Source organism: Micromonospora sp. A202, from assembly GCF_006715105.1.
GTDB lineage: Bacteria > Actinomycetota > Actinomycetes > Mycobacteriales > Micromonosporaceae > Micromonospora > Micromonospora zamorensis.
In genome coordinates this window covers 6,193,706-6,219,125 of sequence record NZ_VFMP01000001.1, presented here as the reverse complement: position 1 = coordinate 6,219,125, position 25,420 = coordinate 6,193,706, and the positions used below count along the sequence as shown (strand labels likewise).

General features: G+C 72.7%; 24 protein-coding genes. 12 read left to right on the top strand and 12 right to left on the bottom strand.

Translation table 11 applies throughout. From position 1 onward, the window contains the following. Positions 1–164: 164 nt before the first annotated feature. The 3 genes from nagA to FBZ33_RS28805 are packed head-to-tail and all read right to left on the bottom strand — an operon-like array spanning position 165 to position 3,221. Complete coding sequence (gene nagA / locus FBZ33_RS28815) at positions 165–1,274, bottom strand: N-acetylglucosamine-6-phosphate deacetylase (protein WP_141911455.1); 1,110 nt, start codon at positions 1,272–1,274, stop codon at positions 165–167. After that, complete coding sequence (locus FBZ33_RS28810) at positions 1,271–2,236, bottom strand: ROK family protein (RefSeq protein ID WP_255509063.1); 966 nt, start codon at positions 2,234–2,236, stop codon at positions 1,271–1,273. Before FBZ33_RS28810 ends, nagA begins: the two co-directional genes overlap by 4 nt. Positions 2,237–2,291: 55 nt before the next feature. Beyond that, positions 2,292–3,221 carry an SIS domain-containing protein gene (locus FBZ33_RS28805; protein ID WP_088950448.1) on the bottom strand — a complete coding sequence of 310 codons (930 nt, stop codon included), beginning with the start codon at positions 3,219–3,221 and terminating at the stop codon, positions 2,292–2,294. Positions 3,222–3,421: 200 nt separating this feature from the next. Between FBZ33_RS28805 and FBZ33_RS28800 the strand changes: the two genes are divergently transcribed. The 9 genes from FBZ33_RS28800 (at position 3,422) to FBZ33_RS28760 (ending at position 10,272) form a co-directional block, all read left to right on the top strand. Beyond that, a complete protein-coding gene (locus tag FBZ33_RS28800) occupies positions 3,422–4,207 on the top strand; it encodes a DeoR/GlpR family DNA-binding transcription regulator (protein ID WP_088950447.1) in 786 nt (261 codons plus the stop codon). A gap of 121 nt (positions 4,208–4,328) precedes the next feature. Continuing rightward, positions 4,329–5,339, top strand: coding sequence for an ABC transporter ATP-binding protein (locus FBZ33_RS28795; RefSeq protein WP_141911453.1), 1,011 nt, complete (start codon positions 4,329–4,331; stop codon positions 5,337–5,339). After that, the gene (locus FBZ33_RS28790) at positions 5,336–6,352 is read left to right on the top strand and encodes an ABC transporter permease subunit (RefSeq protein ID WP_141911451.1); all 1,017 of its coding nucleotides are present in this window, start codon (positions 5,336–5,338) and stop codon (positions 6,350–6,352) included. The genes FBZ33_RS28795 and FBZ33_RS28790 overlap by 4 nt, the downstream gene beginning before the upstream one ends. A 110-nt stretch (positions 6,353–6,462) precedes the next feature. Further along, complete coding sequence (locus tag FBZ33_RS28785; RefSeq protein ID WP_141911450.1) at positions 6,463–6,876, top strand: DUF3263 domain-containing protein; 414 nt, start codon at positions 6,463–6,465, stop codon at positions 6,874–6,876. 177 nt (positions 6,877–7,053) lie between these two features. Beyond that, positions 7,054–7,689 carry a hypothetical protein gene (locus FBZ33_RS28780; RefSeq protein ID WP_141911448.1) on the top strand — a complete coding sequence of 212 codons (636 nt, stop codon included), beginning with the start codon at positions 7,054–7,056 and terminating at the stop codon, positions 7,687–7,689. Then, complete coding sequence (locus FBZ33_RS28775) at positions 7,686–8,081, top strand: phage holin family protein (protein ID WP_088950443.1); 396 nt, start codon at positions 7,686–7,688, stop codon at positions 8,079–8,081. Before FBZ33_RS28780 ends, FBZ33_RS28775 begins: the two co-directional genes overlap by 4 nt. 22 nt (positions 8,082–8,103) lie before the next feature. Then, positions 8,104–8,757, top strand: a complete 654-nt coding sequence (locus tag FBZ33_RS28770) for a DUF3618 domain-containing protein (RefSeq protein WP_141911447.1) — start codon at positions 8,104–8,106, stop codon at positions 8,755–8,757. Continuing rightward, positions 8,726–9,613, top strand: coding sequence for a hypothetical protein (locus FBZ33_RS28765; protein WP_141911445.1), 888 nt, complete (start codon positions 8,726–8,728; stop codon positions 9,611–9,613). Before FBZ33_RS28770 ends, FBZ33_RS28765 begins: the two co-directional genes overlap by 32 nt. A gap of 149 nt (positions 9,614–9,762) precedes the next feature. After that, on the top strand, positions 9,763–10,272 hold the full coding sequence (locus FBZ33_RS28760) for a GNAT family N-acetyltransferase (protein ID WP_141911443.1): 510 nt from the start codon (positions 9,763–9,765) through the stop codon (positions 10,270–10,272). A 69-nt stretch (positions 10,273–10,341) separates the two neighbouring features. Here FBZ33_RS28760 and FBZ33_RS28755 read toward each other — a convergent pair whose 3' ends face one another. The 8 genes from FBZ33_RS28755 to FBZ33_RS28720 form a co-directional block, all read right to left on the bottom strand. Beyond that, positions 10,342–11,265, bottom strand: coding sequence for an SMP-30/gluconolactonase/LRE family protein (locus FBZ33_RS28755; RefSeq protein ID WP_141911442.1), 924 nt, complete (start codon positions 11,263–11,265; stop codon positions 10,342–10,344). 102 nt (positions 11,266–11,367) lie between these two features. Continuing rightward, positions 11,368–13,593, bottom strand: coding sequence for an AAA family ATPase (locus FBZ33_RS28750; RefSeq protein WP_141911440.1), 2,226 nt, complete (start codon positions 13,591–13,593; stop codon positions 11,368–11,370). Between the two features lie 36 nt (positions 13,594–13,629). Then, complete coding sequence (locus FBZ33_RS28745; protein ID WP_141911438.1) at positions 13,630–14,157, bottom strand: hypothetical protein; 528 nt, start codon at positions 14,155–14,157, stop codon at positions 13,630–13,632. A 38-nt stretch (positions 14,158–14,195) separates the two neighbouring features. Beyond that, on the bottom strand, positions 14,196–14,957 hold the full coding sequence (locus FBZ33_RS28740; protein WP_185755431.1) for an ATP/GTP-binding protein: 762 nt from the start codon (positions 14,955–14,957) through the stop codon (positions 14,196–14,198). Next, a complete protein-coding gene (locus tag FBZ33_RS28735) occupies positions 14,935–15,420 on the bottom strand; it encodes a DUF742 domain-containing protein (protein WP_088950436.1) in 486 nt (161 codons plus the stop codon). The genes FBZ33_RS28740 and FBZ33_RS28735 overlap by 23 nt, the downstream gene beginning before the upstream one ends. Continuing rightward, complete coding sequence (locus FBZ33_RS28730; RefSeq protein WP_088950435.1) at positions 15,417–15,890, bottom strand: roadblock/LC7 domain-containing protein; 474 nt, start codon at positions 15,888–15,890, stop codon at positions 15,417–15,419. The genes FBZ33_RS28735 and FBZ33_RS28730 overlap by 4 nt, the downstream gene beginning before the upstream one ends. After that, on the bottom strand, positions 15,887–18,454 hold the full coding sequence (locus FBZ33_RS28725; RefSeq protein ID WP_141911436.1) for a nitrate- and nitrite sensing domain-containing protein: 2,568 nt from the start codon (positions 18,452–18,454) through the stop codon (positions 15,887–15,889). Before FBZ33_RS28725 ends, FBZ33_RS28730 begins: the two co-directional genes overlap by 4 nt. Beyond that, entirely contained in the window at positions 18,441–19,613 is a 1,173-nt protein-coding gene (locus FBZ33_RS28720; RefSeq protein ID WP_141911435.1) for a hypothetical protein, read from the bottom strand. Before FBZ33_RS28720 ends, FBZ33_RS28725 begins: the two co-directional genes overlap by 14 nt. 373 nt (positions 19,614–19,986) lie before the next feature. On the opposite strand from FBZ33_RS28720, the gene FBZ33_RS28715 reads away from it, so the two are divergent. Continuing rightward, positions 19,987–22,851: an alpha/beta fold hydrolase gene (locus FBZ33_RS28715; protein ID WP_141911433.1), complete on the top strand. Its 2,865-nt coding sequence runs from the start codon at positions 19,987–19,989 to the stop codon at positions 22,849–22,851. Then, a complete protein-coding gene (locus tag FBZ33_RS28710) occupies positions 22,851–23,747 on the top strand; it encodes an ABC transporter permease (RefSeq protein WP_141911431.1) in 897 nt (298 codons plus the stop codon). The genes FBZ33_RS28715 and FBZ33_RS28710 overlap by 1 nt, the downstream gene beginning before the upstream one ends. Positions 23,748–23,757: 10 nt before the next feature. Here FBZ33_RS28710 and FBZ33_RS28705 read toward each other — a convergent pair whose 3' ends face one another. After that, complete coding sequence (locus FBZ33_RS28705; RefSeq protein ID WP_255509062.1) at positions 23,758–24,444, bottom strand: DUF4232 domain-containing protein; 687 nt, start codon at positions 24,442–24,444, stop codon at positions 23,758–23,760. Positions 24,445–24,906: 462 nt separating this feature from the next. On the opposite strand from FBZ33_RS28705, the gene FBZ33_RS28700 reads away from it, so the two are divergent. Next, complete coding sequence (locus tag FBZ33_RS28700; protein WP_141911428.1) at positions 24,907–25,368, top strand: DoxX family protein; 462 nt, start codon at positions 24,907–24,909, stop codon at positions 25,366–25,368. Positions 25,369–25,420 lie beyond the last annotated feature (52 nt).

The following is a 25,420-nucleotide window of genomic DNA, read 5'->3' as shown; positions in this document are numbered from 1 at the left end:
GCATCGGGAGTATGTGGTAGCTCCAAAGGGGCCGCGGGGTGCCACGCCGCGCCGGGCCAGGCCAGGCCACGCCGCGCCAGGCCGAGCAGCGCCGGGCCCGCCGGGAGCACGCCGCGCCGCGCCGGAGCACGCCAGACCGGGCCCGGCCAGGGCGACGGCCGCCGTTACTCCACCCAGGAGCCTCGGCGCAGCACCCGGACCACCTTCAGGTCGGCGTCCAGCACCACCAGGTCGGCGCGAAGGCCCACCTGGAGGGCACCCACCCGGTCGCCCAGGCCGATGGCCCGTGCCGGGGTGGTGGCCACCATCCGAGCGGCGTCCGAGATCGGGATCCCGGCGTCCACGGCGTGCCGCAGGGCGGCGTCCATGGTCAGGGTGCTGCCGGCGATCGACCCGTCACGGGCCAGTCGCGCCACCCCGTCGGTCACGGTGACGGCCTGGCCGCCCAGCTCGTACTCGCCGTCTGCCATCCCCGCAGCGGCCATCGCGTCGGTGATCAGCGCGGCCCGGTCCGGGCCTGCGGTCGCGGTCGCGAAGGTCAACATGCCGTCGTGCAGGTGCACCCCGTCGGCGACAAGCTCGCAGATCACGGTGGGCTCGTCGAGCAGGGCCACCACCGGACCCGGTTCGCGGTGGTGCACGGGACGCATGCCGTTGAACAGGTGGGTGCCGACGCTGGCGCCGGCGGCGACCGCTGCGCGGGTCTGCTCGTACGTGGCGTCGGTGTGGCCGACCGCCGCCACCACCCGCTGCGCGGTGAGGAGCTTGATCGCCTCCAGTGCGCCGTCGCGTTCCGGGGCGAGGGTGACCATCCGCACCGCGCCCCGACCCAGCTCGATCAGCTCGGCCAGCTCGTCGGTCGACGGGTCGCGCAGGTACTCCGGGTTCTGGGCGCCACACCGTGCTGAGGAGAGGTAGGGCCCTTCGAAGTGGACGCCCGCCAGCACACCCTCGTCGACCAGGGGAGCGAACGCCTCGGTGGCCGCGCGCATCAGTGGGAAGGGCGAGCTGACCAGGCTCGCCAGCAGGGTGGTCGTGCCGTGCGCGAGGTGGAAGTCGGCTGCCGCCCGAGCCTCGGCGGCATCCCCCGTGGTGAAGGTGTGCCCGCCACCGCCGTGGGTGTGCATGTCGACGAAGCCCGGCAGGATCCAGTGCCCGTCGCGGACCGAGGGATATTCGGCCACCGCGGTGATCCGATCCCCGTCCCACTCGACGCAGCCCTGTCGGATGACACCGGTCGGGGTCACCACGCGGCCGTTCACCCGTACGGTCATCGTTTCTCCTGGTGGTCACGGACGCGAACGGCGTCCAGGGCGAGCAGGGCGGCACCGAGGCAGCCGGCCTCGTCGCCGAGGGCAGCCGCGACCAGCCGCGGCTCCCGGTGGAAGGTCATTCGCTCGTGCAGCGCTGCCCGCAGGGGGGTCAGCAGCCGGTCGCCGGCCTGGGCCAGGCCGCCGCCGAGCACGATCGTCGCCACGTCGTACAGCGCCTGCCCGGTGGCAAGGCCGTCGGCGAGCGCCTCGACGGCCTCCTGCCAGACCTCGCCGGCGAGTGGCTCGCCGGCCGCGGCCCGCTCGGCCACCTCGGCGGCTGTCACCGGGGCGTCGGCTGTCGCACCGGAGAGTTCGGCGTAGCGGCGTCCGATCGCGGAGGCCGAAGCGATCGCCTCCAGGCAGCCGGGTCGACCGCAGCCGCAGCGCGGGCCGTCGGGTCGGACCAGGATGTGGCCGATCTCCCCGGCGGCGTCGTGGGCACCCACGGCGGCTCTGCCGTCGACGACGTGCGCGGCGGCGATGCCGGTGCCGATCGCCACGAACAGCACGTGCCCGGTGCCGCGCCCGGCGCCGAGCCGGGCCTCGGCGAGACCACCGACGCGCACGTCGTGGCCGAGCGTCGTCGGCAGGCCGAGCCGCCTGACCGCCAGGTCCCGCAGGGGTACGTCCCGGAAGCCCACGTTCGCCGACCAGACCGCGACTCCGCGTGCCTCGTCCACCACCCCGGGCACGGCGATGCCGACAGCGATCGGGGTGAGGCCGTCGGCGCGGGCCTTCTCGGCAAGCCCTTCGGCCACGTCCAGGATTGTGCCGACCACTGCCGTCGGGCCGCGGCTGGCATTGGTGGGGTGCCGCTCGGTGCGTACCGTCACGCCGTCCGGCCGGACCAGGGCGCACTTCATGCCGGTGCCGCCCACGTCCAGCGCGACGACGACCTGGTCGGCGTCCACGGCGTCGCTCACTGGGCCAGCTCGGTTCGCGACTGCGGGGCTCGCAAACCCGGCTCACTCCTCGCGCTCACGCCAACACCACGGACCGGCTCAGGTGCCGGGGCGCATCCGGGTCGAGACCCCGGCTGGTGGCGAGCGCGACAGCGAAGCGTTGCGCCAGGATCAGGTCGGCCATCGGGTCGACCGGGGTGCGACCGGCGGACCAACTGCCCAGCACCGTGCGCCAACCGTGGGTGCGGCTGTGCACGAATGCGGCGCCGGTGGCGGCCACGTCCTCGGGGAGACCCTCGGGCAGCTCGCCGAACGCCCAGACCAGCCGGCCGGGCGCGGCGACCGAGATGGGGCCGTGCCGGTAGTCCATCGCCGGGTACGCCTCGGCCCAGAAGGTGGCCGTCTCGCGACACTTCAGCGCTGCCTCCTGGGCCAACCCGACCGTCCACCCCCGACCGAGGAAGGTGACCTGCCCGATGGTGGCCGGGTCGATTGGCAGCGGGGAGCGCACGGCCACCTCGGCGTCGGCGGCGAGCGCGGTCACCGGGTCGCCCAGGTGGGCCCGGAGCAGAGCCAGGGCCGTGGTCGGGAAGCGGGTCTGCACCACCGACCGCTCGTCGGCGAAGGGCATGGCGACCGTGGCGGTGGCCAGGTCGACCGCCGGGGACGCCGGGTCGCCGACGATGACGGTGGTGGGTGTACGCCCGCGCAGCGCGGCGAGCAGGTCCAGCACCTCCGTCGTGCAGCCGGAGCGGGTGATCGCGATCAGCCGGTCGTACTGGCGGCCGGCGGGGAACTCGGATGCCTGGAACGCGTCGGTCTCGCCCTGGCCGGCCTGCTCGCGGCGGGCCGCGTACGCCATCGCCATGAACCACGACGTGCCGCAACCGACGACGGCGACCCGCTCACCGGGGCGCGGCAGGTCACCGCGTACGACGTCGGCCAGCTCGGCGGCCTCCCGCCAACAGTCGGGTTGGCTCGCGATCTCCGCGTCCACGTACGCCATGGGAAACTCCTCGCAGGGGCGGCCGGTGCGCAATACGGCTCGTTTGACCCGCATTTCGCGCGTTATTCTGCGCGAACGCGGGTGGCCGTGGCAACCGACCAGCCGATCGCGCAGGTCAGTCTTTTGCGCCAGCCTAGTTTCGCGCACTAGTGTGCACGCAATCAATCACCGTCCGTGCAGTTACTGGGAGGGCCTCCGCGGTGGACCGGTACGCCAGATGGAACGCCCTGCTCGAAATGTTGACCGACAACGGCCGAGTCAGCGTGGAGGCGGCAGCCGAGCGGCTCGACGTCTCCCAGGCCACCATCCGGCGTGACTTCGACCAGCTCGCCCAGCAGCAGATGATCACGAGGACCCGGGGCGGCGCGGTCGCCAACGGCGTCTCGTACGACCTGCCCCTGCGTTACAAGACGGCCAAGCACTCGGCGGAGAAGCAGCGCATCGGGGCTGCCGCCGCCGCGCTTGTCACACCGGGCACGGTGGTTGGCCTGAACGGCGGCACCACCAGCACCGAGGTCGCGAGGGCCCTCGCCGTCCGGCCGGACCTCAACACCAGTGCCGAAGGCGCCCAGCTCACCGTGGTGACCAACGCGCTCAACATCGCCAACGAGCTGCTGGTCCGGTCCCGGATGAAGGTCGTGGTGGCCGGCGGGGTGGTGCGCCCGAAGTCGTTCGAACTCGTCGGCCCGCTGGGCGGGGCGCTGCTGCGCGAGGTCACCCTGGACGTCGCTTTGCTCGGCGTGGACGCGATCGACCCGCAGCTCGGCGCCGCAGCCCACCACGAGGGCGAGGCGGCGATGAACAACCTGATGGTGGCCCGGGCCAAGCGCGTGGTCATCATCGCGGACTCGTCCAAACTGGGCGGGCACGCCTTCGCCCGGATCTGCCCGGTCGAACGGGTGGAGACGCTGGTGACCGACTCCGGTGCCGACCCGACGGTGGTGGAGGGGTTCCGCGCCGCCGGCGTACAGGTCATCTGCGCCTGAGCCGTCACGTTCCGTCGATGGAGTAGCCCGATCGGCGCGTCGATGCATACCGCGTATTGCGGCCATCTGCATACCGCGTATGGTGTCGCCTGTCACGCCCACCCATCGGGGGAGGTGCAGCTTGCCAGCTGTCCTGGAGATCGAAGGTCTACGTAAGACGTACAAGAGTCGTCGACGCGGCACCCGCAACGCGCTCGACGGCTTTGACATGCGGGTCGACGCGGGGCAGGTGCACGGCTTCCTCGGCCCCAACGGATCCGGCAAGACGACCACTCTGCGTACTCTGCTCGGCCTGATCCGGCCCGACGGAGGGCGGATGTCACTGCTCGGGCACGAGGTGCCCGCCGCGCTGCCCGCCGTCGCCGGCCAGGTCGGCGCGATCGTGGAGAGCCCGCAGTTCTTCCCGCACTTCTCGGCACGGGACACGCTGTCCCTGCTGGCCGGTGCCGGCGAGGTGCCGGCCACCCGGGTCGACGAGGTGCTGGAACTCGTCGGGCTGCGCGACCGGTCCGGTGAGCGGGTCAAGACGTACTCGTTGGGCATGAAGCAGCGGCTCGCCGTGGCCTCGGCCCTGCTGAAGAACCCGAAGCTGCTCATCCTCGACGAGCCGGCCAACGGCCTCGACCCGGGCGGCATCCGGGAGATGCGCACGCTGATGCGTACCCTTGCCGAATCCGGCATGACAGTGGTGCTGTCCAGCCACATCCTCGGCGAGATCCAGCTGATCTGCGACTCGGTCACCATCATCTCGCTGGGTCGGCGGGTCGCCTTCGGCCCGGTCGACGAGGTGCTCGCGCAGCACTCGTCCAGTGCGGTCCGGATCCGGCTGGAAGCGGTCAGCGACCTGCCGGCGGCCACCGAGGTGCTCACCCGGGCGGGGATCCAGGTCGCCGGGCACCCCGACCACCTGATGCTCGCCGGCGTCGACAAGCCTGCCTCGGTGACACGGCTGCTCGCCGAGCAGAACCTCTATGTCAGCGAGTTGGCGCCGATCGCCGTCGATCTGGAGAGCGTCTTCCTCGAACTGACCGCCACCGCGCCGGTCCCCGGTCAGCACCGGCAGGTCGACGAGTCCATGAAGGTCGGCGGGGCGGGTCAGCCCGGCCCCGCCGGAGGAGGGTGGGGCGCGTGAGCCTCTTTCGGACGGAGTTGCGCCGGCTCACCAAGCGGCGTTTCACCCGGTACATGACACTGCTCGGTCTGCTGGTGCTGGCCGCGGTGGTGATCGGGGTCTTCTTCAGCAACCAGAAGCTCGGCGCCGAGCAGCTCGCCCGGGCTGAGCGTCAGGCCGACCAGCAGTACCAGGAGCAGGTGCGCTACATCGAGCAGGAGCGCGTCGCGTGCGAGCAGGCCAAGAAGGCCGGCACGCCGAACGACGGCCGCTACCCGGACGACTGCTCGATGATCACGCCGCCGTCGCGGGACCAGATCGAGGCGCAGTGGTTCCTGCCCTCGACGTTCGACTTCCGGGAGACGTTCGACGAGACGCTGATCCCGTTCGCGGCGATCCTCGCCCTGGTCGGGTTCGTGATCGGCGCGTCCTTCGTCGGTGCCGAGTGGAGCACCGGCGGCATGATGAACCTGCTGCTCTGGCGGCCCAAGCGGCTCACCGTGCTGCTCACCAAGCTGGCCGCGCTGCTGACCGGCATCCTGGCGGTGACGCTGCCCGCCGCGGTGCTCTGGTTCGCCGGGTTCTGGGCGGTCGCGTCCTTCCGGGGCAGCACCGAGAAGATGACCTCGGGTGCCTGGCAGTCGTTCATGCTGACCGGGCTGCGCGGTGTGGTTCTGGTGCTGGTCCTCACCACCATCGGCTTCGCCCTGGCGTCGCTGGGCCGGCACACCGCGATGGCACTCGGCGGTGTCGTGGCGTTGATGGTGGTCGGCCAGTTCGGCCTGGGCATCCTGCTGGCGATGGCGAACGTGCGCTGGGCCGAGGCATTCCTGCTGCCCACGTACGCGCTGGCCTGGATGACGAAGACCGTCACCCTCCAGGACTGGAACTCCTGCAACGCAACCTACTACGGAGAGTGCAAGCCGGACACTCTGGACATCACCTGGCAGCAGTCTTCCGTCCTGTTCTCGGTCGGGGTGGTGGTGATCCTCGGGGCGGCGCTCTGGGCGATGCGTCGCCGCGACATCTCCTGACCTGACCGAAGTGACGCGGCGCGGCCGGCCCGGCCGTCGGGGTTCCCGACGGTGCGGAGCGGCCGCGCCGCTTGCTGCGTCCCTGGTCGCCGCTGACTAGGCTGAGCGACATGTCCGCCGACGCCACCCCCGCCGCCCCCGAGCCGTCCACCGACGCTCGTCCGGGTGACGCGGCGGGTGGTGCCGGGCCGATCGTCCCGACTCCGCGGCCGGCGCCGTCCATCGAGACCACGGACGAGTCGGCGCTGTCCGCCGAGACCATCGACGAGCCGGCGCCGCCCGCTGATCCGCCGCCCGGGCTGACCGAGCGGGAGCGGGCCATCCTCGCCTTCGAACAGCAGTGGTGGCGGCACGCCGGCGCCAAGGAGCAGGCCGTCCGGGACACCTTCGGGATCTCCTCGACCAGGTACTACCAGCTGCTCAACGGGTTGCTGGACAACCCGGCCGCGCTCGCCGCCGAGCCGCTGCTGATCGGCCGGCTGCGTCGCCTGCGCTCGTCGCGCGCCCGTAACCGGCGTCGCTGACCGCGTTGCTCCCTTCGTGCCCTGCCGGCTGATTCCTCCGCTTTCTCCCGTTGCTGCCTCCCCCTCCGATCGTCGCGACCGGGCCGGCGGCAGAACCGCATGCCGGCTGATGAGGCGGGTAGGCGGGAGGCGTTCCGAGGTCGCCACGCGACCCCGGACTCAGGAAGGGAGCGGAGGATGACGGCTACGAACCAGAGCGGCAGAGCGCAACAGGCCCGACAGGAGGCCTCCCGGGTCGGCCAGCAGGCCACCCAGGCCGGGGGTCAGGTCGCACATACCGCTGCCGAACAGGGCGGGCAGGTGGCCGCCGAGGCACGGCGGCAGGCCCAGCAGTTGACCGGCCAGGCCACTGGGCAGCTGCGTGACCAGGCGCAGACGCAGCAGCGACGGGCAGCTGAGGGACTTCGCGACCTGGGTCAGAACCTCAACTCGATGGCCGAACGGGACGGCGATTCCGGACTCGCCGGTCAGGTGGTGCGCAAGGCCGCCGACGCCGCCCAGCAGGCCGCCGGGTGGCTCGACGAGCGCGAGCCCGGCGAGGTGCTCGACGAGGTACGCACGTACGCGCGGCGCCACCCGGGGACGTTCCTCGCGGGCGCGGCGGTGGCTGGGTTGCTGGTCGGGCGGCTCACCCGTGGCCTGACGGCGTCGGCCTCCGGTAACGGTGGAACGGGCAGCGCAGCCGGCGGGCCGTCGCGACCGCAGGGCGCGCCGGCGGAGGCTGATCAGCCCTACGTGGGTACGGCACGGGCGCAGAACGTCTCGCCCGCCGGCCGCTCGTCGTCCGACCTGCCGGGCGGGGTGGGCACGTGAGCGCCCCCGAGAAGGAACGGACCCAGGCCTCGGTCGGCGAGTTGCTGGGCGACGTGACCCGGGACATGTCCACCCTGGTGCGCAAGGAGGTCGAGCTGGCCAAGGCCGAACTCCGCGAAGAGGTCAGCCAGGCCGGCAAGGCTGGCGGCATGTTCGGCGGTGCCGGGCTGGCCGGGTTCCTGGCCGTGCTCTTCGTGTCGTACGCCCTCTGGTGGGGGCTGTCCAACACCATGGACCAGGGGTGGGCGGCGTTGATCGTCGCGGTGCTGTGGGCCGCCGTGGCCGGTGGTCTCTTCATCAACGCCCGGACCCAGCTGAAGCGGGCACGTGCGGTTCTGCCCCGGACGAAGCAGACTGCTCGGGAGTTGCCGGACGCCCTGCGGGGTCGGTGAACGAGTCGGGAGGAGACAGATCGTGTCCAGTGATCCGGATCGGATCCGGCGGGAGATCGAGACCACCCGCACCGAGTTGAGCTATGACGTCGACGCGCTGACTGACAAGGTCAACCCGCGTCGGATCGCCGGTGACCGTGCCGGGCAGGCCCGGGACGCGTTCACCCGAGCGAAGGAGAAGGTGATGGGCAGCTCGAGTCACATGGGGCAGGAGGCCAGCCAGCGGATGTCGCACATGGCCGGCTCGGTACGCGAAGAGACCCGGTCGCTCGGGCACCAGTCTCGGGAGGCCATGGGCTCGGTAAGGGACGAGACCCGTTCTCTCGGGCAGCAGTCCCGCGAGCGGGCTCAGGGCAACCCGATGGCCGCTGGCCTGGTCGCCTTCGGCGTCGGTCTGCTGGCTGCCTCGCTCATCCCGCCGAGCGGGCGCGAGCGGCAACTCGCCGGGCGCGCGCGGACCATGGTCAGCGAGCACTCTGATCAGCTGCGTGAGCAGGCGAGTCAGGCCGGCCACCAGGTGCAGGACAACCTGCGTGAGCCCGCACAGCAGGCGGCACAGTCGGTGCGGTCCAGCGCCCAGCAGGGCATGTCCGCCGTCCGCGACCAGGGCCGTTCGGCCGCCGGTCAGGTGCAGGGGGAGGCCCATGCGGCCGCCGACGACCTTCGGCAGCGCTGACCCGATGGGTGCGTCGGGGCCGGGGCGGGCGATGCGGGTTCGCTCCGCGTCCGCGCCGGCCCCGGCCCGGCCGGTCAACGAGGACCTGGTCTTCCGGTTCGGTCCGCTGGTCGGCGTTTTGGACGGCGCGACAGTGCCGGACGGCTTCGACACCGGCTGCGTGCACGGGCCGGAGTGGTACGTCCGGCACCTGGCGGCCCGGATCGGTGTCGCGGAAGCGGTCCGCCCGGCGGCCCGGCTGACCAGCAACCTTGCCGCGGCCATCCTCGCCGTACGCGCCGACCACGGCGGGCAGTGCGACCTCGACCATCCGGGCACCCCGTCCAGCACGGTCTGCCTGCTGCGTGACTGTGGCGACCAGGTGGACTACCTGGTGCTCTGCGACAGCCCACTGGTCCTGGACACCGGCGGCCAGGTCAGCGTGGTGACCGACAACCGGCTGGACACGGCCATGGCGGAGCTGCGGGAGACGGTCGCGGCCGTGCCGGGTGGTGCCGCGGACCCGGTCACCCGGTTCCGGCACGCCGTGAGCGTCCAGCGGGAGCGGATGAACCGCACCCACGGCTACTGGGTCGCGGCGGCCGACCCCGACGCGGCCTTTCACGCGGTGACCGGGACCCTGTCACGGCATGGCCCGGCGGCGCTACGCCGGGCGGCGCTGCTCAGTGACGGCGCGTCCAGCGCGGTCGAGCAGTTCGGCTTGACCGACTGGGCCGGTCTGCTGGACCTGCTGAGCACCGACGGGCCGGGCGAGTTGATCGACCGGGTCCGGGCCGCCGAGCGCGACCACCCCGATCGGCTGCGCCGGCACAAGCCCACCGACGACGCCTCGGTGGTGTTCTGCGAGTTCGAGTAGGCGGATCAGAAATTTTCTACACCGACGGGTGACAACGGAGCGTGAGGAGGAACACCCACGCCGCCCGACCGGCCGGTACGACTGACCGGACCGCCACTGGATGTCCAATGGGGTGGACTTCGACCAATGAGGCCGGCAGACTGCGGCACGTGGCGGGTGCGGTCCGGCTGGAGCCGGTGGACGAGCGGAACCTGGAGCCGTTGCTCTCCGTAGCGGCTGCCGAGGCCGAGCCGGATGACGTGATGCCTCCGGTCGAGGCGCCCGCAGGTTGGTCACTCGCCCGCCGGGAGGCGTTCCGGGACTTTCACCGGGCGAGTTTCGGTGGCCTGGACGGCCCGACCGGTTCCCAGATGTACGCGATCCTCGTCGGCGGCGAGGTCATGGGCATGGTCCGGATGACGCGCTGTGACGAGCCCGGCACGGTGGAGACCGGCATGTGGCTCGGGCGCTCGGCCCGGGGCCAGGGGATCGGCGTCGTCGCCCTGCGCGAGCTGCTGAACGAGGCCGCGCGGGCCGGCATGCGGGCCGTCGTGGCGGAGACGACCCGGGACAATTTCGGCGCGGTCTCCGTACTCGAGAAATGCGGCGCGAAACTGCGCGAGGACGGCGGAAAGGTGCGCGCCGAAATCTGCCTCGACTCGACGCCGCCCGCGCTCTGAGCGAGGCCGGTCGACGGTGACCCCGGTTGGTCGGCGGCGACCGCGGTGGGCCGCCGCCGACCGTCTGGATCAGGCTGGCACGCGGACGATGTCGTAGTCGGTGTCCGGCGTCGACTCCACGTCGAAGCGGCCGTTGACCACGTACAACGCCGAGCCGAGCAGGTCGCCCGTGGCCGGCGACCGCAGTTGCGGGCCGGTGATCTCCCGCTGGACCACGCCGGTGGTGTACCCGGCGTTCATGCGGACCACAGCGATGACGTTGGTCAGGTTGCGGATCACATAGAGGGTGCGCCCCCGCAGCACCAGCCCGTCGGCCCGCTCCACCGAGTAGCCACCGAGGTCGACGACGCGGCTGCCGCCGGTGCGAGGGTCGACCCGCACGAGCTGGCCGCTGAGCATCTGCGCGACCAGCAGATCCCCGTCCGGCAGCGCCACGATCCCGTTGTGGTAGACGTCCGGCGTCGCGGCCGGGCCGGTGAGCTGGAGGACCCGGAACGCGGTGGGGGCCGGCAGGCGACCACCCGGACCCAGCGGTACGACGTACAGGACCTGCCGGCCCGAGTCCGTGAAGTAGACCGCCCGGTCCGTGATCACCAGGTCGTTGACGTAGCTGCCCGGCTCATCGGTGAACTGGTAGTGGGCCAGCTTGGCGCCGGTGCCCGCGTCGTACACGCTGGCGCCGCCTCCGGAGAAGTCGGCTGTCCAGAGTCGGCCCTGTGGGTCGAGCTTGAGGCCCGCCTTGTCGGTGCCCGGTGTGCCGGGGATCAGCACCGACCCGCGGCCGGTGCGTAAGTCGCCACGCCACACCGCTCCGTCCAAAATAGATCCCACGTACACGGTCGTCCCGCGACCGATCGTCAGCCCTTCGGGGGTGAATCCGTTCGGCAGGGCGATCCGGGCAGGGAACGGTTTCGCCGGATGTGCGGTCGCCGGTGCACCAACCGTGACCAGGGTCGCCGCCGCCACCAGGGGGACGAGGAGAAGAGAGGACAACTTCCGCAAGGAACACCGCCTGACGTCGCAGTGGATGACTCCACTGAGGAAAGTGACGTCCTAGGAACGCTCGGGGTATTGCGAAAGGTTGTCCTTCTCTGATCACTCCCGGTTGGCGGCGTACGCGGCCAACCAGGCGACCTGGGCCGGGTCGAGTGACGGGCGTACCCGCGCTCGCGCGGCCGCGACGTGTTCGGCGGTCACCGTGGCGGCGGCGAGCGACTCACGCATCGCGGCCAGCGCCGCCTCCCGGACCAGCGCCGCGCAGTCCGCCGCGGAGAAGCCGGTCAGCTCGTCGCCGAGGGCGGCCAGGTCGACGTCCGGGGCCAGTGGCACCTGTCGGGACGCGGCCCGCAGGATCTCCGAGCGTGCCGGCCCGTCCGGCGGTGGCACGTAGACCAGGCGTCCCAACCGGCCTGGTCGCAGCAGCGCCGGGTCGACCAGGTCCGGCCGGTTCGTCGCACCGACCACCACCACGTTGCGCAGCGTCTCCACCCCGTCCAGTTCGGTGAGCAGCGCGGCGACCACCCGGTCCGTGGTGCCACCGTCGGTGGCCTGGCCGCGTACCGGGGCCAGCGCGTCCACCTCGTCCAGGAAGATCAGGGTGGGAGCCGCCTCGCGAGCACGGCGGAACAGCTCCCGGACCGCGCGCTCGCTCTCGCCGACCCACTTGGAGAGCAGCTCCGCGCCCTTCACCGACAGCACGTTGGCCCGCCCCGACCCGGCCAGCGCGGTCACCAGATAGGTCTTGCCGCAGCCCGGCGGCCCGTAGAGCAGCACGCCGCGTGGCGGCTGCACCCCGAGCCGGGCGAACGTGTCCGGGTAGGTCAACGGCCACAGCACCGACTCGGTCAAGGTCTGCTTGACCTCGTCCAGGCCACCCACGTCGTCGAGGGTCACCGAGGCCAGATCCAGTGTGGACGCAGCCATCGTGGTCGGCCGGACCACCTCCAATGCAGCGCTGAAGTCGGTCATCGACACCGTGGGCGTCTCGGCGGACTTCTGCCGCAGCGCCGCGCGTACCCCGGCCTCCCGGACCAGCGCGGCCAGGTCCGCCGCGACGAACCCGGGGGTACGCGCGGCCACCTCGTCCAGCCGGACGTCGTCGGCCAACGGCACCTGCCGGGTGAGCACTGTGAGTTGTTCGCGGCGCAGCGCCTGATCGGGGAGCGGGATGCTGATCCGCAGCGACAGCAGGTCAGGCGCGCGCAGTGCGGGATCGGCCGCCTCCGGTCGGCTGGTGGTGCAGACCACGGCGACGCCGGCTCGAATGCACTCGGTGAGCACCTGGCGGAACACCGTCGCCACCGGGCCGGGACTCTCCGCCGGCGCGAGCGCCTCGACGTCGCTGACCAGCAGCACGGCCGGCCCGCCGTCCCGGGCCTTCGCCGCCGCGCCGCGCAACCGGTCGGCTGCGGCCTGGTTGGTCAACGCGGCCACCTCGGGCGCCCAGAGCGGATGGACGCGGGCACCGACCCGGGCGGCAACGGCGCGGACCAGCGCCGACTTTCCCGAACCCGCCGGGCCGACGAGCAGCACGCCCAACGAGATGGTGGTGCCCAGCCGGCCCAGCACCTCCCGGTGGTGGAAGCCGAGGTCGAGCAGCTCGGTCAGCTCCTCGGCCTGGGCCCGCAGCCCGGGCAGCTCGTCCACGTCCGGCGCGTCGTCCGGCACGTCGGCCGCCGGCGTCGCGTCGGTCGCCCCGCGCGGCCGGCCAGGCGTGGTGTCGACCGGGGTGGGCCCGCCGTGGGTGGTCGCGCCATGCTCCCAGGCGATCACCGTGTTCATGGTGACCAGAGCACCGGCCGACGGTTCGATCGTGACCACGGTGAGCAGGGTGCTGGTCCAGGCGAAGCCGACCGTGTTGGCCAGGCTGCGTCGAGCCGCCTCGACCAGGCTGCGCACCGACGCGTCCGGCAGCACGTCCTGCGGCAGCAGCGACACGTCGTCGCCCGCGGTGAGCACCTTGCCCAGCAGGGCGAGCCGGAGCATCTCCGGGCTGACCGCCGCGACCACCTCCACCGGGCCGGCCAGGACGACCCGGCCCGCCGGGGTCAGCGGCACCGGGGTGAGGAGCACCTGACCGCCGTCGCGCAGGCCCAGGTTGCCCAGGATCAGGTCGTCGGCGTACAGCAGGGCGCTGCTCGCGCCCGGTGCAGCCGCCGCCACGATCCCGGCTGTCTCCCGGCGGCCGACAAGCCGGACCGGGTCGCCGGGGCGCAGCCCCAGCGCGGTCAGCGCCTCCGGGTGCAGCCGGACGATGCCCCGTCGGGCGTCCAGCGCGGCCGGCCGAAGGCTCGCCGTCAAGGTCAGGTCGGGTTGCGCCACTGCCCGACCGTAGCCGCCGACAGCCAGCCTTGCCGGTCAGCGCCGCGGATCCAGCTCGTCCAACAGCGACGGGTCCCGTCGGATCAGCTCGGCCAGTCGGGCCGCCGGGTCCGGGGTCAACCCGTTCGGGCCGGGCGCCCAGCCGGGAACCGTCCGGCCGGACAGCGGCCAGGTCGGTGGAGGTGTCACCGGTGCCACCGGCGGTGCCGCCGGGGGCACCGGCCCGACCGTGACGTCCGGCCCGTCCCAGGAAACCCGCAACGGGTACGTCCGCCCGGCGTGCTCCACGTGCACGGTCACCGCCAGCCCTGGGTGGGCGCCGACGATCTGACGCACCGCCTCGGCCACCTCCTCGACCGGCCCCCAACCGGCCACGTCGGCCGAGGGGTCCGCCCCCGCGTGGCGGGGACCGTGGCCGCCCGGCACCGCGTCGCGCTCGTCGCCGCGCCCGAGCTCGGGCTGGCCCGAGGGCGGTGTGGTGTCGGCACGGTCGTTGACCCGCCGGCGTAGCGCCTCCTCGCGCCGGGCCAGTCGGGCCAGCGTCTCGTCCAGGTCACCCCTCACCACAGACCTCCTTCCCGCCACGGCCGGAGCCGGTCAGCTCAGGCCCTCCGGTCCCGCGTAGCCCGGTCCAGCGCACGGTCCAGGACGACCAGCAGGGCGTCCCGCACCGAGAGCCGGTCCCGGGCGTCGAACTGCACCAGGGGAACGTGGTCGCCGATGGCCAGCGCCCAGCGGATCTCGCCGAGTTCCAGGGCCAGCCGCCCGTCGAAGGCGTTGACCCCGACGACGAACGGCAACCCGGCCCGCTCGAAGAAGTCGATCGCAGGGAAGCAGTCGTCCAGCCGGGCGCTGTCCACCACCACCAGGGCGCCGAGCGCACCCCGGGCGAGGTCGTCCCACATGAAGCCGAACCGGGACTGCCCCGGGGTGCCGAACAGGTAGAGCTTGAGACTGCGGTCGATGGTCACGCAGCCGAAGTCCATGGCCACCGTGGTGGTGGTCTTGGATGATCTGGCGCCCGGGTCGTCCACGCCGATCCCGGCGGTGGTCATCTCGGCCTCGGTGGTCAGGGGCGCGATCTCCGAGATCGCGCCCACTGTGGTCGTCTTGCCCACCCCGAAGCCGCCGGCAACCAGGATCTTGACCGGGACCGGCGGCGCGGCGGGTCTTTTGACCGGAGGCGATGACGCCCGCGTAGCGGACGGAGGCTGGTACGGCGGCGGCGGAGCGCTCGACGGCGGCCCGGCCCGCCCGACGATCGGCCCGGTGCCCGATGACATGCCGTACCGGGCGGCGGCGCTGTTCGCGGCGACCCCGCCGAGCGGGGCGACCGGCCATTCAGGAGATCGCACGGAGTCCATCAATCACTCGCAGGATGAGGTTGGGGTCGAGAGCGTCGTCGGTGTCGGTGACGTGCACGTCCAGGTGCCCGGCCGCCCGGAGGTCACCGACCAGGACCCGCGTCACCCCGAAGTGCAGTCGGGTCCGGGCCGAGATCTCGGCCACCGAGATCGGCTCGGCGCAGAGCGCGATGATCGCCTGGATCTCCGGTGCCATCAGGACCCCGGGAGGGCTGCTCCACCAGCCGCTGTCCGGGCGGACCGTCACCTGCGTCTCCAGCCCGATCGCCGGATCGGCACCCGCCACCCGCCCGGAGGTGAGCACGAATGGACGGGGACCGGCCGGACCACCGCCACCCTCCTCCGGCTCGGGCAGCGCCGGTGCCGCCACGCTCTCCCCGGTCGGGGAGAACGCGCGCAGGTACGGGCGGATCCGGACCCGGGGGTCCGGGTCCGGATCCTCGCCGGCGACCTCGGGGGTCATTGTTGGACGGCGTTCTTCAACTCGACGATCAACCGCGGGGTCAGGGCGCCACCGGCCCGCCCGGCGAAGAGCGTCATCTCGTACGCGACGGTGCCCAGGTTGGCCGACCGGTCCGCGACGACCCCGAGCACGGAACCGCTGCTGATCGCGCTGATCAGCAGATAGCCGTCGGCCATGTCGACGATCACCCGGTTCAGGCCGCCGAGCGCGTACCAACTGGCCGCCCCACCGGCGAGGCTGGTCATTCCGGAGACCACGGCGGCCAACCGCTCGGCGTTGGACCGATCCTTGATCGCCGACATGGCCATCAGCAGGCCGTCCGAGGAGACCGCGATCGCCTCCAGGACCCCGGCGGTGCTGGAGGTGAAGGAGTCCAGCAGCCAGTTGAACGTGCGAGCCTCCGGGCTGAGATCCCCGATGGCGCCGGTCGGGCTCTGGTCGACGTTGTCGTGCAGGAAGGGGCTGGTCACCGTGATGATCCCTCTTCGTTCCGGTGGTCTGGGCTGACTTCGCGGAGAGCGCGGGCGACGCCCTCCTCGAACTCGCTGATCTGATCTCGGACCTCGGCCGGGTCACCGAGGTGCGTACTGGGCGGCTGGCAGGCCGGGATGGCGGTCAGGTTCGCCCCCGGCACCCGCCGGCTCAGCCGGCCCCGACCCGGTGTGCCATCCGACAGTCCCGCGTTGTCCGTCACCGTCGGGCCGGCGCCGCCCGGTGTGCTCGGCAGGTCGACGGTCACACTCGGGTCCGTCGTGGTCGACCGGACACCGGATGCGGCCTCGGCCCGGCGTACCCCGGCCTGGAACGCCTCGACCAGGGCGCGGGCGGCGGCGGGGTCCGCGGCGGTGGCGTCCACCGGCCGGGTCGGCGCGGCGGTGGCGTGCAGGCTGGCCCCGGGCACCCGCTGCCGGACCCGCGGTCCGGCCGGCGTGCCCGGCGGCTCCGGCGCCTGGGGTGCGGGAGCGACCTGCTCCGTCTGGCCGGGGCCGAACGCGTTCCAGGACGGGCCGGCCTCCAGGCTGAGGGTGGCTCGGCTGAGCAGGTCCGAGTCGAAGCGGGCCGGCGCGGCGACGGCCGCCGCGAGGGACCGCGTGTCGTGGTCGTCGACCGCCGGGGTGGCCGTACGTCGGTCCCGTGCCGGCACGGCGGCCCGGGCCACGGCGGCCCCGGCCCGGTCGGCGCGGCGCAGCACCAGTGACGCCGACGGGATCTCCAGGTGTGCGGTCACCCCACCGCCGCCGGTGGCGGTCAGGCCCACTTCCCAGCCGTGGCGACGGGCCAGCCGGCCCACCACGAACAGGCCCAGCACCTCGGTCGGTGCCAGGTCGAGCCGTTCCCGGCGGGTGAGCCGGGCGTTCTCCTCGGCCAGGCGTTGCTCGCCCATGCCGATGCCGTGGTCCACCACGGTGATCCGGGCGCCGAGGCCGGACGCCTCGGCGGCAACCAGCACCCGGGTGTGCGGCGGGGAGAAGACTGTGGCGTTCTCCATCAGCTCGGCCAGCGCCAGGATGAGGTCACCGACCACCGCCGGCGCGGCCGAGATGCCCGCCGGCACCCGCACCTCCACCCGGGTGTAGTCCTCGATCTCGCCCAGCGCCAACCGGACGACGTCGGCCAGCGGCACCGGCGCGGTGTGCGCGTCGGCTCCGGCCGCGCCGGAGAGCACCACCAGGCTGCCGGCGTTGCGCCGCAGCCGGCTGGAGATGTGGTCGAGGCGGTACAGGTGCTCCAGCCGGCCCGGGTCGGCCTCCTGCTGCTCCAGCCGGTCGATGAGAGCGATCTGCCGGCTCACCAGGTTCTGGGTGCGCCGCCCGACGTGACCGAACATCTGCGCCACGTTGCGTCGGCCGGCGACCTGCCGCTCGACCAGCCGCGCGGCGGTGGTCTGCACCCGGTCGAAGGCCCGTGCCAGGTCGCCGATCTCGTCGTTGGCCCGGACGTCCACCGGCTCCAGCCGGACCGCTTGTGGGCTCTCCGTCTCGTCGTCGGTGACCCGGACCAGTTCGGCCTCGGCGACCCGGGCAACGCGGTCGGCCGAGCGGGTGAGGCGGGTCAGCGGTCGGGCCACCGTCCGTGCGACCGCCGCACTGAGCATCACCACCAGCATCAGGATCAGCACCGCCGCGGCACCGACCAGGTACGCGGCGGTCAGCGCCCGGCGCTGCTCGGCCGTCACCTCGCTGAGCACGTCGGCGACCAGCTTCTTCTCGACGAACTGGCCGAGTCGGATCATCGTGCGGACGGCCGGGAAGAGCGCCTCGATCGGCACGTCGCGGACTGCGCCGGCCGGGTTCCGGGCGCTGGTGACCAGGAAGTCGGGGCTGGTACGCGCGGCCACCGCCGCGTCGTTGAGCTGGGCCACCGCGAGCTGCTCGGGCGTGATCAGGGCGCGGAAGCGCCGACTGTCGACCTGGAGCGCGGCGATGCACGCCACGTAGGCGGCGCTGGTGTCCGGGCTGCCGATGACCTTGACCAGCACAATCAGGGTGGCGCAGGCGCCTAGGCCCTCGTCGGCGCGGAGCAGCCCGTCGAGGGCGAGCACCTGACGGCCCGCCTGCGTTTCGGTGTCCACACCGAACGCCAGCCGCAGCGAGTCGATCATGCCCACGTTGACCGGACCGAACGCCTCCATCACCTGCCCGGGGTTCGCGGCCCGGGCCAGCACTGCCGTGCGCAGGTCGCTGAGGCTGGACACACCGTCCAGGGCGCGGTCGACGCGGTCGGTCAGCGCGTCGCTCCCGTCGGCCCGCAGGTCGGCGACCCGGTCGTCCACGTCGGCGGACTTGCGGATCAGCTCACTGCGGTCGACCCGGCCGAGCAGGAAACCGACGGAGAGGATGCGTTCCTGCTGGAGGTCCTGGACCAGGCTGCCGACGCGACTGGCGAGTCGTACCCGGTCGGCGGTGTCGCCGGCCCGCTGTGCCGCGGCCACCCGGTCGAGCATCACGGGCACGGCCAGGCCGACCATGCTGAGCAGCGGGATCACCACGAGCAGCGCGAGCTTGCCGCGGATGCGGAGCCTACCGAGCAGCATCGAACGCCCCCCACTGCGCGGTCTCCGGGGCCCGGAGACCGCCGGTCGGTTGCAGCTCTCGCGGTTCGGCGACGGCCGGTTGCCAGGGGTCTGCCCGGGACGGGGTGTCGGGGGCTTCCGTGTGGGTCGTGGCCAGGGCGGCCCGGCGTCGGGCCCGGCGACCGGCCCCGATCAGCAGCGCGGCGAGCCAGCCCAGCAACAGCACGGCGACGACCCCTGCGGCGATGGTCAGCCAGCGGCCCCGGTCCAGCCCGTCGACACGCTCGACCAGCAGGGCGTCCAGCTCGGCGAGGATGATCGGCTGGAGTTGGCGCGCCGCGCGGTGCGTGTTGAGCCCGGCGGCAGCCAACTGACCCTGGTCCACGCCTCCGGCGCCGGGGGTGGAGAACGCGGCCAGCGCCTCCACCGAGCGCTGGTAGGTGTCGAGCGGGGTCAGCACGTTGGCGCCGAGATCGGTGCTCTCCGAGCCGTCCACGGCAGAGCGCAGGTTGTCCACGACGTCGTTGGCCGGCGCCAGGGCGGTCACCCGCAGGCCGGTCAGCTCCATCAGGCCACGGGGTTGCTCGGCGGCGGGCCGGCGGGAGATCAGCGTGCCCAGGTCGGCGAGCCGGCCGGCGGCCACCACCGCCTTGGGCAACTCCTCGCCGACGCTGTCCTGAAGGAAGAAGGAGTCCACCGCGGGGTCGCGTACCAGCCCGGAGCTTTCCCGGACCTTGCGGTGCAGGGCCAGCAGCAGGTCGGCGGCCTCGCCGTACGCGGTATAGGCGGACTCCGGGTCGGCGGGGCTGCGGCCGCGCAGTGCTTCCAGCTTGGCGCGTACCCCGGCCCAGCGCTCCTGGCTGAGCAGCTCGACGCCGATGCGGGCGTCCACCGCGGCGGCCTTCTCGACCGCCTGGTCCAACGGCTCCCGGGCGACGGGGCGACCGCTGACCGCGGCCGACTGGGCCTCGACCAGGGCGTCGGTGACCCCGGCCAGGGCACCGAGGTACTGCACGCCGAGTCGTTCGCGGGCGGCCAGGGTCCGGTCGTCGTTGGTCTGCCGCCAGGCAGTCGTGACGAGCAGACCCACGGGCGCCAGTAGTGCCCCGACGAGCAGCAGCGGCAGCAGTCGGCCCAGCGTGGACGGCCGTCGACGGGCCCGCGGCGCGGGGACTGTCATGTGTGTCTCCTCCGGCGGGGAAGCGCGAATTGGCGCGGTCTCGGGTCAGCCGAAAAGTCCCGTGCACCGGACCGGAAAACTAATCGAACCGCCTACCGGTCAGACCTCAGTCGGCGAGTCAGGTTCGCGTCAGTTCGAGCAATGTCAGCATTTGTCCGCGCCTCCAGCCCACTTTGTTTCGTCGATGGGTGTGACATGGAGGGATCGAGGTGGATATCCGGCATAGATCGGAATTCACGGAATCCGAAGTCAACTCACTGTGCCGCGTCCGACGTTGCGCGCTTGCACCCATCTCGACACCGATCGGGGCAACCGGACGGACGTACGGCGGATCTCAGCCAACGCTCAGGCTGCGGGCCGTACCGTGTGCCGCATGACATCGCCGTCGCCGGCCGCGTGGTTCCGGCGTGCCCTGCCCACCCGCCGTCGCGCGATCGCCGCAGCGGCGGTCGTCGTGCTGCTGGCCGCTGCCGTGACCTGGGCGGTGTGGCCGCAGGGGCCGGGCGTACGCACCGAAAGCGCGATGCTCACCGTCCGCTCCGGACCGTCCGGCGACCAGCCGGTGGACCTGGACACGACCTTCTACCTGCCCGACGACGCGTCGTCCGGGCGGAAGGTGCCGGCGGTGCTGTTGGCACACGGGTTCGGCGGCACGAAGGAGTCGGTGCGCTCCGACGCGGAGGAGTTCGCCGGGCGCGGCTATGCGGTGCTCACCTGGACGGCCCGGGGCTTCGGCCGCAGCGGCGGTGAGATCCACCTGGACAGCCCGGACCACGAGGTGCGCGACGCTCAGCGGCTGCTGGACTGGTTGGCCGCTCGGCCGGAGGTGCGCACCAACGCCGCCGGTGACCCGCAGGTCGGTGTGGTCGGCGGCTCGTACGGCGGCGGGTTGGCACTGCTGCTGGCCGCCCAGGACAGTCGGGTCGACGCGATCGTCCCCATGATCACCTGGAACGACCTGTCGCGCGCCTTCCTGCCGGAGAGCACCGGCGGAGCGCCGACCGAGGGCGTGTTCAAGAAGGGCTGGGCCGGTCTGTTCTTCGGTGGCGGCGGCAACGTGGGTTCCGGGCCGGCCGGGCTGTCCGGTGCGACCGCCGCCCAGCCGCAGGGAGCCCCGGAGTCGGCCGGTCCGCCCAGCCCCGGGCCGGGCGCTGGCCCGGGCACCGGTCCCGGTGGCGCCCCGGCCGGTGCCGCCGACCCGTCCTGCGGCCGGTTCGCCGCCGACGTGTGCGCCGCGTACCTGCGGATCGCCACCACCGGTCGGGCCGACCAGGCCGCCGTGGACCTGCTGCGCCGCTCCAGCCCGGCGGGTGTCCTGGACCGGATCAAGGCCCCCACCCTGCTGGTGCAGGGTGAGGCGGACACTCTCTTCCCGCTCGCTGAGGCGGACGCCAACGCTCGCGGCATCGCCGCCGCCGGCACCCCGGTGCGGGTCGCCTGGTTCACCGGCGGGCACGACGGTGGCAGTGGACCCCGCTCGGACGAAGACCGGGTGAAGTTCCTGACCGTCCAGTGGCTCGACCACTACGTCAAGGGCGAGGGCGACGCACCCGGCGACGACTTCACCTGGTCGCGGATCGCCGGCTTCGACGCGCTCGACAGGGGTCTCGTCGCCACCGGCTTCCGCCGCGCCGACTACCCGGGCCTGACCGGCAACGCCCGCCGGGAGATCCCGGTCGCCGGCCCGGCCCAGCCGATCGCCAACCCGCCCAACGGCAATCCGGCTGCGATCTCCTCGATCCCGTTCGCCGGCGGGCTCGCCTCGCTGCTGGACGGCGTGGCCGGTGACGTGCCCGGCCAGCACGCCCGGTTCGAGTCGACGCCGCTGACCGAGGCGGTGGACGTTGCCGGTGCGCCGACCGTCACCGTGCGGGCCGCGTCGCCCACCGGCGAGGCGGTGCTGTTCGTCAAGCTCTACGACGTCGACCCGGACGGCGCGGCCACCCTGCCGAACGGGCTGGTCGCCCCGATCCGGCTCACCGGCCTGCCGCAGCAGGTGCAGGACGCCCGCCCGGTCACCGTGACGCTGCCCGGGATCGTCCGACGGGTGGAGGCCGGCCACCGGCTGCGCCTCGTCGTGGCCACCTCCGACCAGGCGTACACCACGCCCGCCCAGCCCACCGTTTACACGGTGGCCGTGGACGGCGCTGTCACCCTGCCCACGGTCAGCGGCGAGCCGATCCCCACCGCCGCGACGCTCTGGCGCTGGGTGCTCGCCGGCCTGCTCGCCGCCATCGCGGTCGGGCTCGTCGTGGTCGTCGCCGTGGTCCGCCGCCGGCACCGCCGCCAGGACCGCTCGGTGCACCCGGAGTACGCGGACACCCCGCTGGCCGTGCGCGCACTGCGCAAGGAGTACGCGGACGGCTTCGTCGCGGTGTCGAACGTGGACTTCGAGGTGCACCCGGGTCAGGTGGTGGGTCTGCTCGGGCCGAACGGCGCCGGCAAGACCACCACCCTGCGGGTGCTGATGGGGCTGACCCAGCCGACCGCCGGGGAGATCTACGTCTTCGGTCGCCGGTTGGTGCCCGGCTCGCCGGTGCTGTCCCGGATCGGCGCGCTGGTGGAGGGCCCCGGCTTCCTGCCGCACCTGTCGGGTCTGGACAACCTCAAGGCGTACTGGCGGGCCACCGGACGGCCGTGGGAGGACGCGCAGTTCGACGCGGCGTTGGAGATCGCCGGACTGGGCGACTCGGTGCACCGGAAGATCAAGAACTACAGCCACGGGATGCGTCAGCGCCTCGCCATCGCCCAGGCCATGCTCGGTCTTCCCGAGCTGCTGGTGTTGGACGAGCCGACCGACGGGCTCGACCCGCCGCAGATCGCCGAGATGCGCCGGGTGCTCCAGCGCTACGCCACGGACGGGCGCGCGGTGCTGGTCTCCAGCCACCTGCTGGCCGAGGTGGAGCAGACCTGCACGCACGCGGTGGTGGTCAACAAGGGCCGGATCGTGGCGTCCGGGCCGGTGGAGGAGATCGTGGGCGAGTCGCCGAGCGTGCTGTTCGACGTCACCGACCCGGTGGCGGCGCGCGCGGTGCTGGACCGGCTGCACGGGGTCCGGGTCCTGCCGGAGAGCGACGGCCAGTTGGTGGTCGACACCAACGGCACGGCCCGCAGCGAGGTGGTGGCCGAGCTGGTGCGCGCCGGCATCGGAGTGGACCGGGTGGTGCCCCGGCGGCGCCTGGAGGACGCGTTCCTCGCCCTGGTGGGCGAGAACTCTCGGGGAAGCGGTGACCGGTGATGGCAGGCTCTTCCGTCGAGACGCCGCTGGGCGTGACCGACCCGGCCGGTGCGGCCCGCGGTTACCGGCCGTCGGCCACCATGCCCTTCGCGGCGGAGTTCCGGCGGCAGGCGTCCCGGCGGCGCACCCAGTTGGCGCTCGGGTTCATGGTGCTGCTGCCGCTGATCATCCTGATCGCGTTCCAGTTCGACTCGGGCGGGGACGACGACAACGGTCGCAACGAGTTCTCCAGCCTGGTCGAGCTGGCCACCTCGGGTGGCCTCAACTTCACCCTGTTCTCGATCTTCGTCTCGGCGTCGTTCCTGCTGGTGGTGGTGGTCGCGCTGTTCTGCGGCGACACCGTCGCCAGTGAGGCGAGCTGGGGCAGCCTGCGCTACCTGCTGGCGATCCCGGTGCCCCGGGCCAGGTTGCTGACGGTGAAGCTGGTGGTCGCGCTCGCGTACTCGGGGCTGGCCCTGATCCTGTTGGCCGGCACCGCGCTGCTGGCGGGGACCCTGCGCTACGGCTGGTCGCCGCTGCGCAGCACTGTCGCCGCCGAGCTGGAACCCACCGAGGGGCTGCTCCGGTTGCTGGCGGTGCTCGGCTATCTGGCGGTCGTACTCCTGGTGGTGGCCGGGCTGGCGTTCCTGCTGTCGGTGACCACGGACGCCGCGTTGGGCGCGGTGGGTGGTGCGGTGCTGCTGTGGATCCTGTCCAGCATCCTGGACCAGATCACCGCCCTGGGCGCGATACGCGACTTCCTGCCCACCCACTTCAGCACCGCCTGGCTGGGGTTGCTCTCGACTCCCGTGCAGACCGACGACGTGGTACGCGGCTGCATCTCGGCGATCAGCTACGCGACGCTGTTCTGGGGGTTGGCGTTCTGGCGCTTCACCCGCAAGGACATCACCAGCTGACGGGCCGGGCTCACAGCCGGCTGTCGGGCGGGCTCACCGAGGACGGCACCACGCTCGGTATCGGCAGCGGGGCCGGGCGCGTCGGTGCCGGCGCGGACGGGTCGGCCTTCTTCCAGGCGCTGACGCCGATCCGGCCGGTGTTGCCCAGGTCGACCGGCCCGTCCGGGTCGACCTCGTGGGGCGGTTGGCCGGCCGCGGGTGCCACCGTCAGGAACTCCCCGTTGGTGGCCACCACTGTCGAATCGGTGACCAGGTTGCGCCAGAGCACCACGGCGGTGGCTCGCTCGTTCGGGGCGAGAGTGACCTTCCGGGGCGGCTGGTCGAAGCCCGAGGTGATCTCCTTGGCGCCGTTGACCACGCGCAGCATGATCGGCTCGCGCTGCTCGTCGTAGACGTGCAGCACCGGATAACCGTTGAGCTGGTAGGGGCGGTCGCCGCAGTTGACCAGCTCCAGGCCGAGGGCGCGAAGCCCCATCGCGGCGTCCGACCCGGTCGACCGGATCCGGACGCCGGACGCCGGGCACTCGGCCAGCGGGTCGGTGCTCGCGGACGGGCTGGGCGCGATCGGCGGCCGGCTCGGGCCGTCCCCGGACTGGCCGCGATGATCGCCGGGTGCGCAGGCGCCGAGCGCCAGCGCTGACGCGAACACCGCGAGCGACCGGCCGGCCCGTCGCGCTGTCATCTCGCGGGAGATCATCCACCGATCCTCGCGCACGGAGGCGTCCCGCCGCTGCCCACCCTGCCCGTCCCCGGCCGCTGAGCCGGTCTCCGGCGCTTGATCGACTCGGTTTCCCTGAACCCGGGGCATCCTGGCCTCGGGATACCGCGCCTTCAAGGAAGCCGAGTGGATCATCGGGGTCGGCCGGCCGTCCGCGTCTGCGGCGGGTCGGCGGGCTGCGCGCACCGCCCGGTGGGCTGTACCGTCATTCGGGAGCGCTCCCATCGAGCGACCAACGCCCTGCTGAGGTCGATTTTCCTGCGCAGCCGCAGCTCAGAGCCTCGGCACGACGCATTCGCCGCCCCGCCTGCTCGTCACCGGCGGGCGCGGCGCCGACATATTTCAACCGGGGATCTTCCCACCAGCAAGGAATTTATTAACTTCGATGTAACCATGCGTCACGATGGACGGGATCCATCCATTCACCTCAATGGAGGTCCCATGAACGTCTCTCGGCTCGGCGGGCCGACCCTGTCCCTGTTCCGCATCGTGATCGGCCTGCTGTTCACGTTGCACGGCCTGACCTCGGTCTTCGGGTTGTTCGGCGGCAATCCGATGACCGGCAAGGCGGTACCGCTCGGCACCTGGCCGGGCTGGTGGGCCGCCCTGATCCAGTTGGTCTGCGGCGCGCTGGTGCTGGCCGGGCTCTTCACCCGACCCGCCGCTCTACTGGCATCCGGCTCGATGGCGTACGCCTACTTCGTTGTGCACCAGCCGGATCACCTGCTGCCCATGCAGAACGGGGGCGAGCTGTCCGCCCTCTTCTGCTGGTCGTTCCTGCTGATAGCGACCCTCGGCCCGGGCGCCTGGGCGCTCGACACGTTGTTCGCCCGGCGTCGCACCGACTCCCCGTCTGCACCAGCGCCCGCCTCGACGGTCGAACCCAGCTCGGTGGCTGTCTGACCGCACGCGTGCCGCGCGTCGCCGGGGCCTCGACGAGGCGGCTCCGGCGACG

Coding starts and splice junctions, on each gene's coding strand:
- nagA (WP_141911455.1), bottom strand. CDS start 1,274: ATGACCGTACGGGTGAACGGCCGCGTGGTGACCCCGACCGGTGTCATC.
- FBZ33_RS28785 (WP_141911450.1), top strand. CDS start 6,463: ATGTCCGCCGACGCCACCCCCGCCGCCCCCGAGCCGTCCACCGACGCT.
- FBZ33_RS28780 (WP_141911448.1), top strand. CDS start 7,054: ATGACGGCTACGAACCAGAGCGGCAGAGCGCAACAGGCCCGACAGGAG.
- FBZ33_RS28705 (WP_255509062.1), bottom strand. CDS start 24,444: ATGATCTCCCGCGAGATGACAGCGCGACGGGCCGGCCGGTCGCTCGCG.
- FBZ33_RS28765 (WP_141911445.1), top strand. CDS start 8,726: ATGCGGCCGCCGACGACCTTCGGCAGCGCTGACCCGATGGGTGCGTCG.
- FBZ33_RS28740 (WP_185755431.1), bottom strand. CDS start 14,957: ATGGACTCCGTGCGATCTCCTGAATGGCCGGTCGCCCCGCTCGGCGGG.
- FBZ33_RS28725 (WP_141911436.1), bottom strand. CDS start 18,454: ATGCTGCTCGGTAGGCTCCGCATCCGCGGCAAGCTCGCGCTGCTCGTG.
- FBZ33_RS28720 (WP_141911435.1), bottom strand. CDS start 19,613: ATGACAGTCCCCGCGCCGCGGGCCCGTCGACGGCCGTCCACGCTGGGC.
- FBZ33_RS28715 (WP_141911433.1), top strand. CDS start 19,987: ATGACATCGCCGTCGCCGGCCGCGTGGTTCCGGCGTGCCCTGCCCACC.
- FBZ33_RS28710 (WP_141911431.1), top strand. CDS start 22,851: ATGGCAGGCTCTTCCGTCGAGACGCCGCTGGGCGTGACCGACCCGGCC.
- FBZ33_RS28735 (WP_088950436.1), bottom strand. CDS start 15,420: ATGACCCCCGAGGTCGCCGGCGAGGATCCGGACCCGGACCCCCGGGTC.
- FBZ33_RS28805 (WP_088950448.1), bottom strand. CDS start 3,221: ATGGCGTACGTGGACGCGGAGATCGCGAGCCAACCCGACTGTTGGCGG.
- FBZ33_RS28700 (WP_141911428.1), top strand. CDS start 24,907: ATGAACGTCTCTCGGCTCGGCGGGCCGACCCTGTCCCTGTTCCGCATC.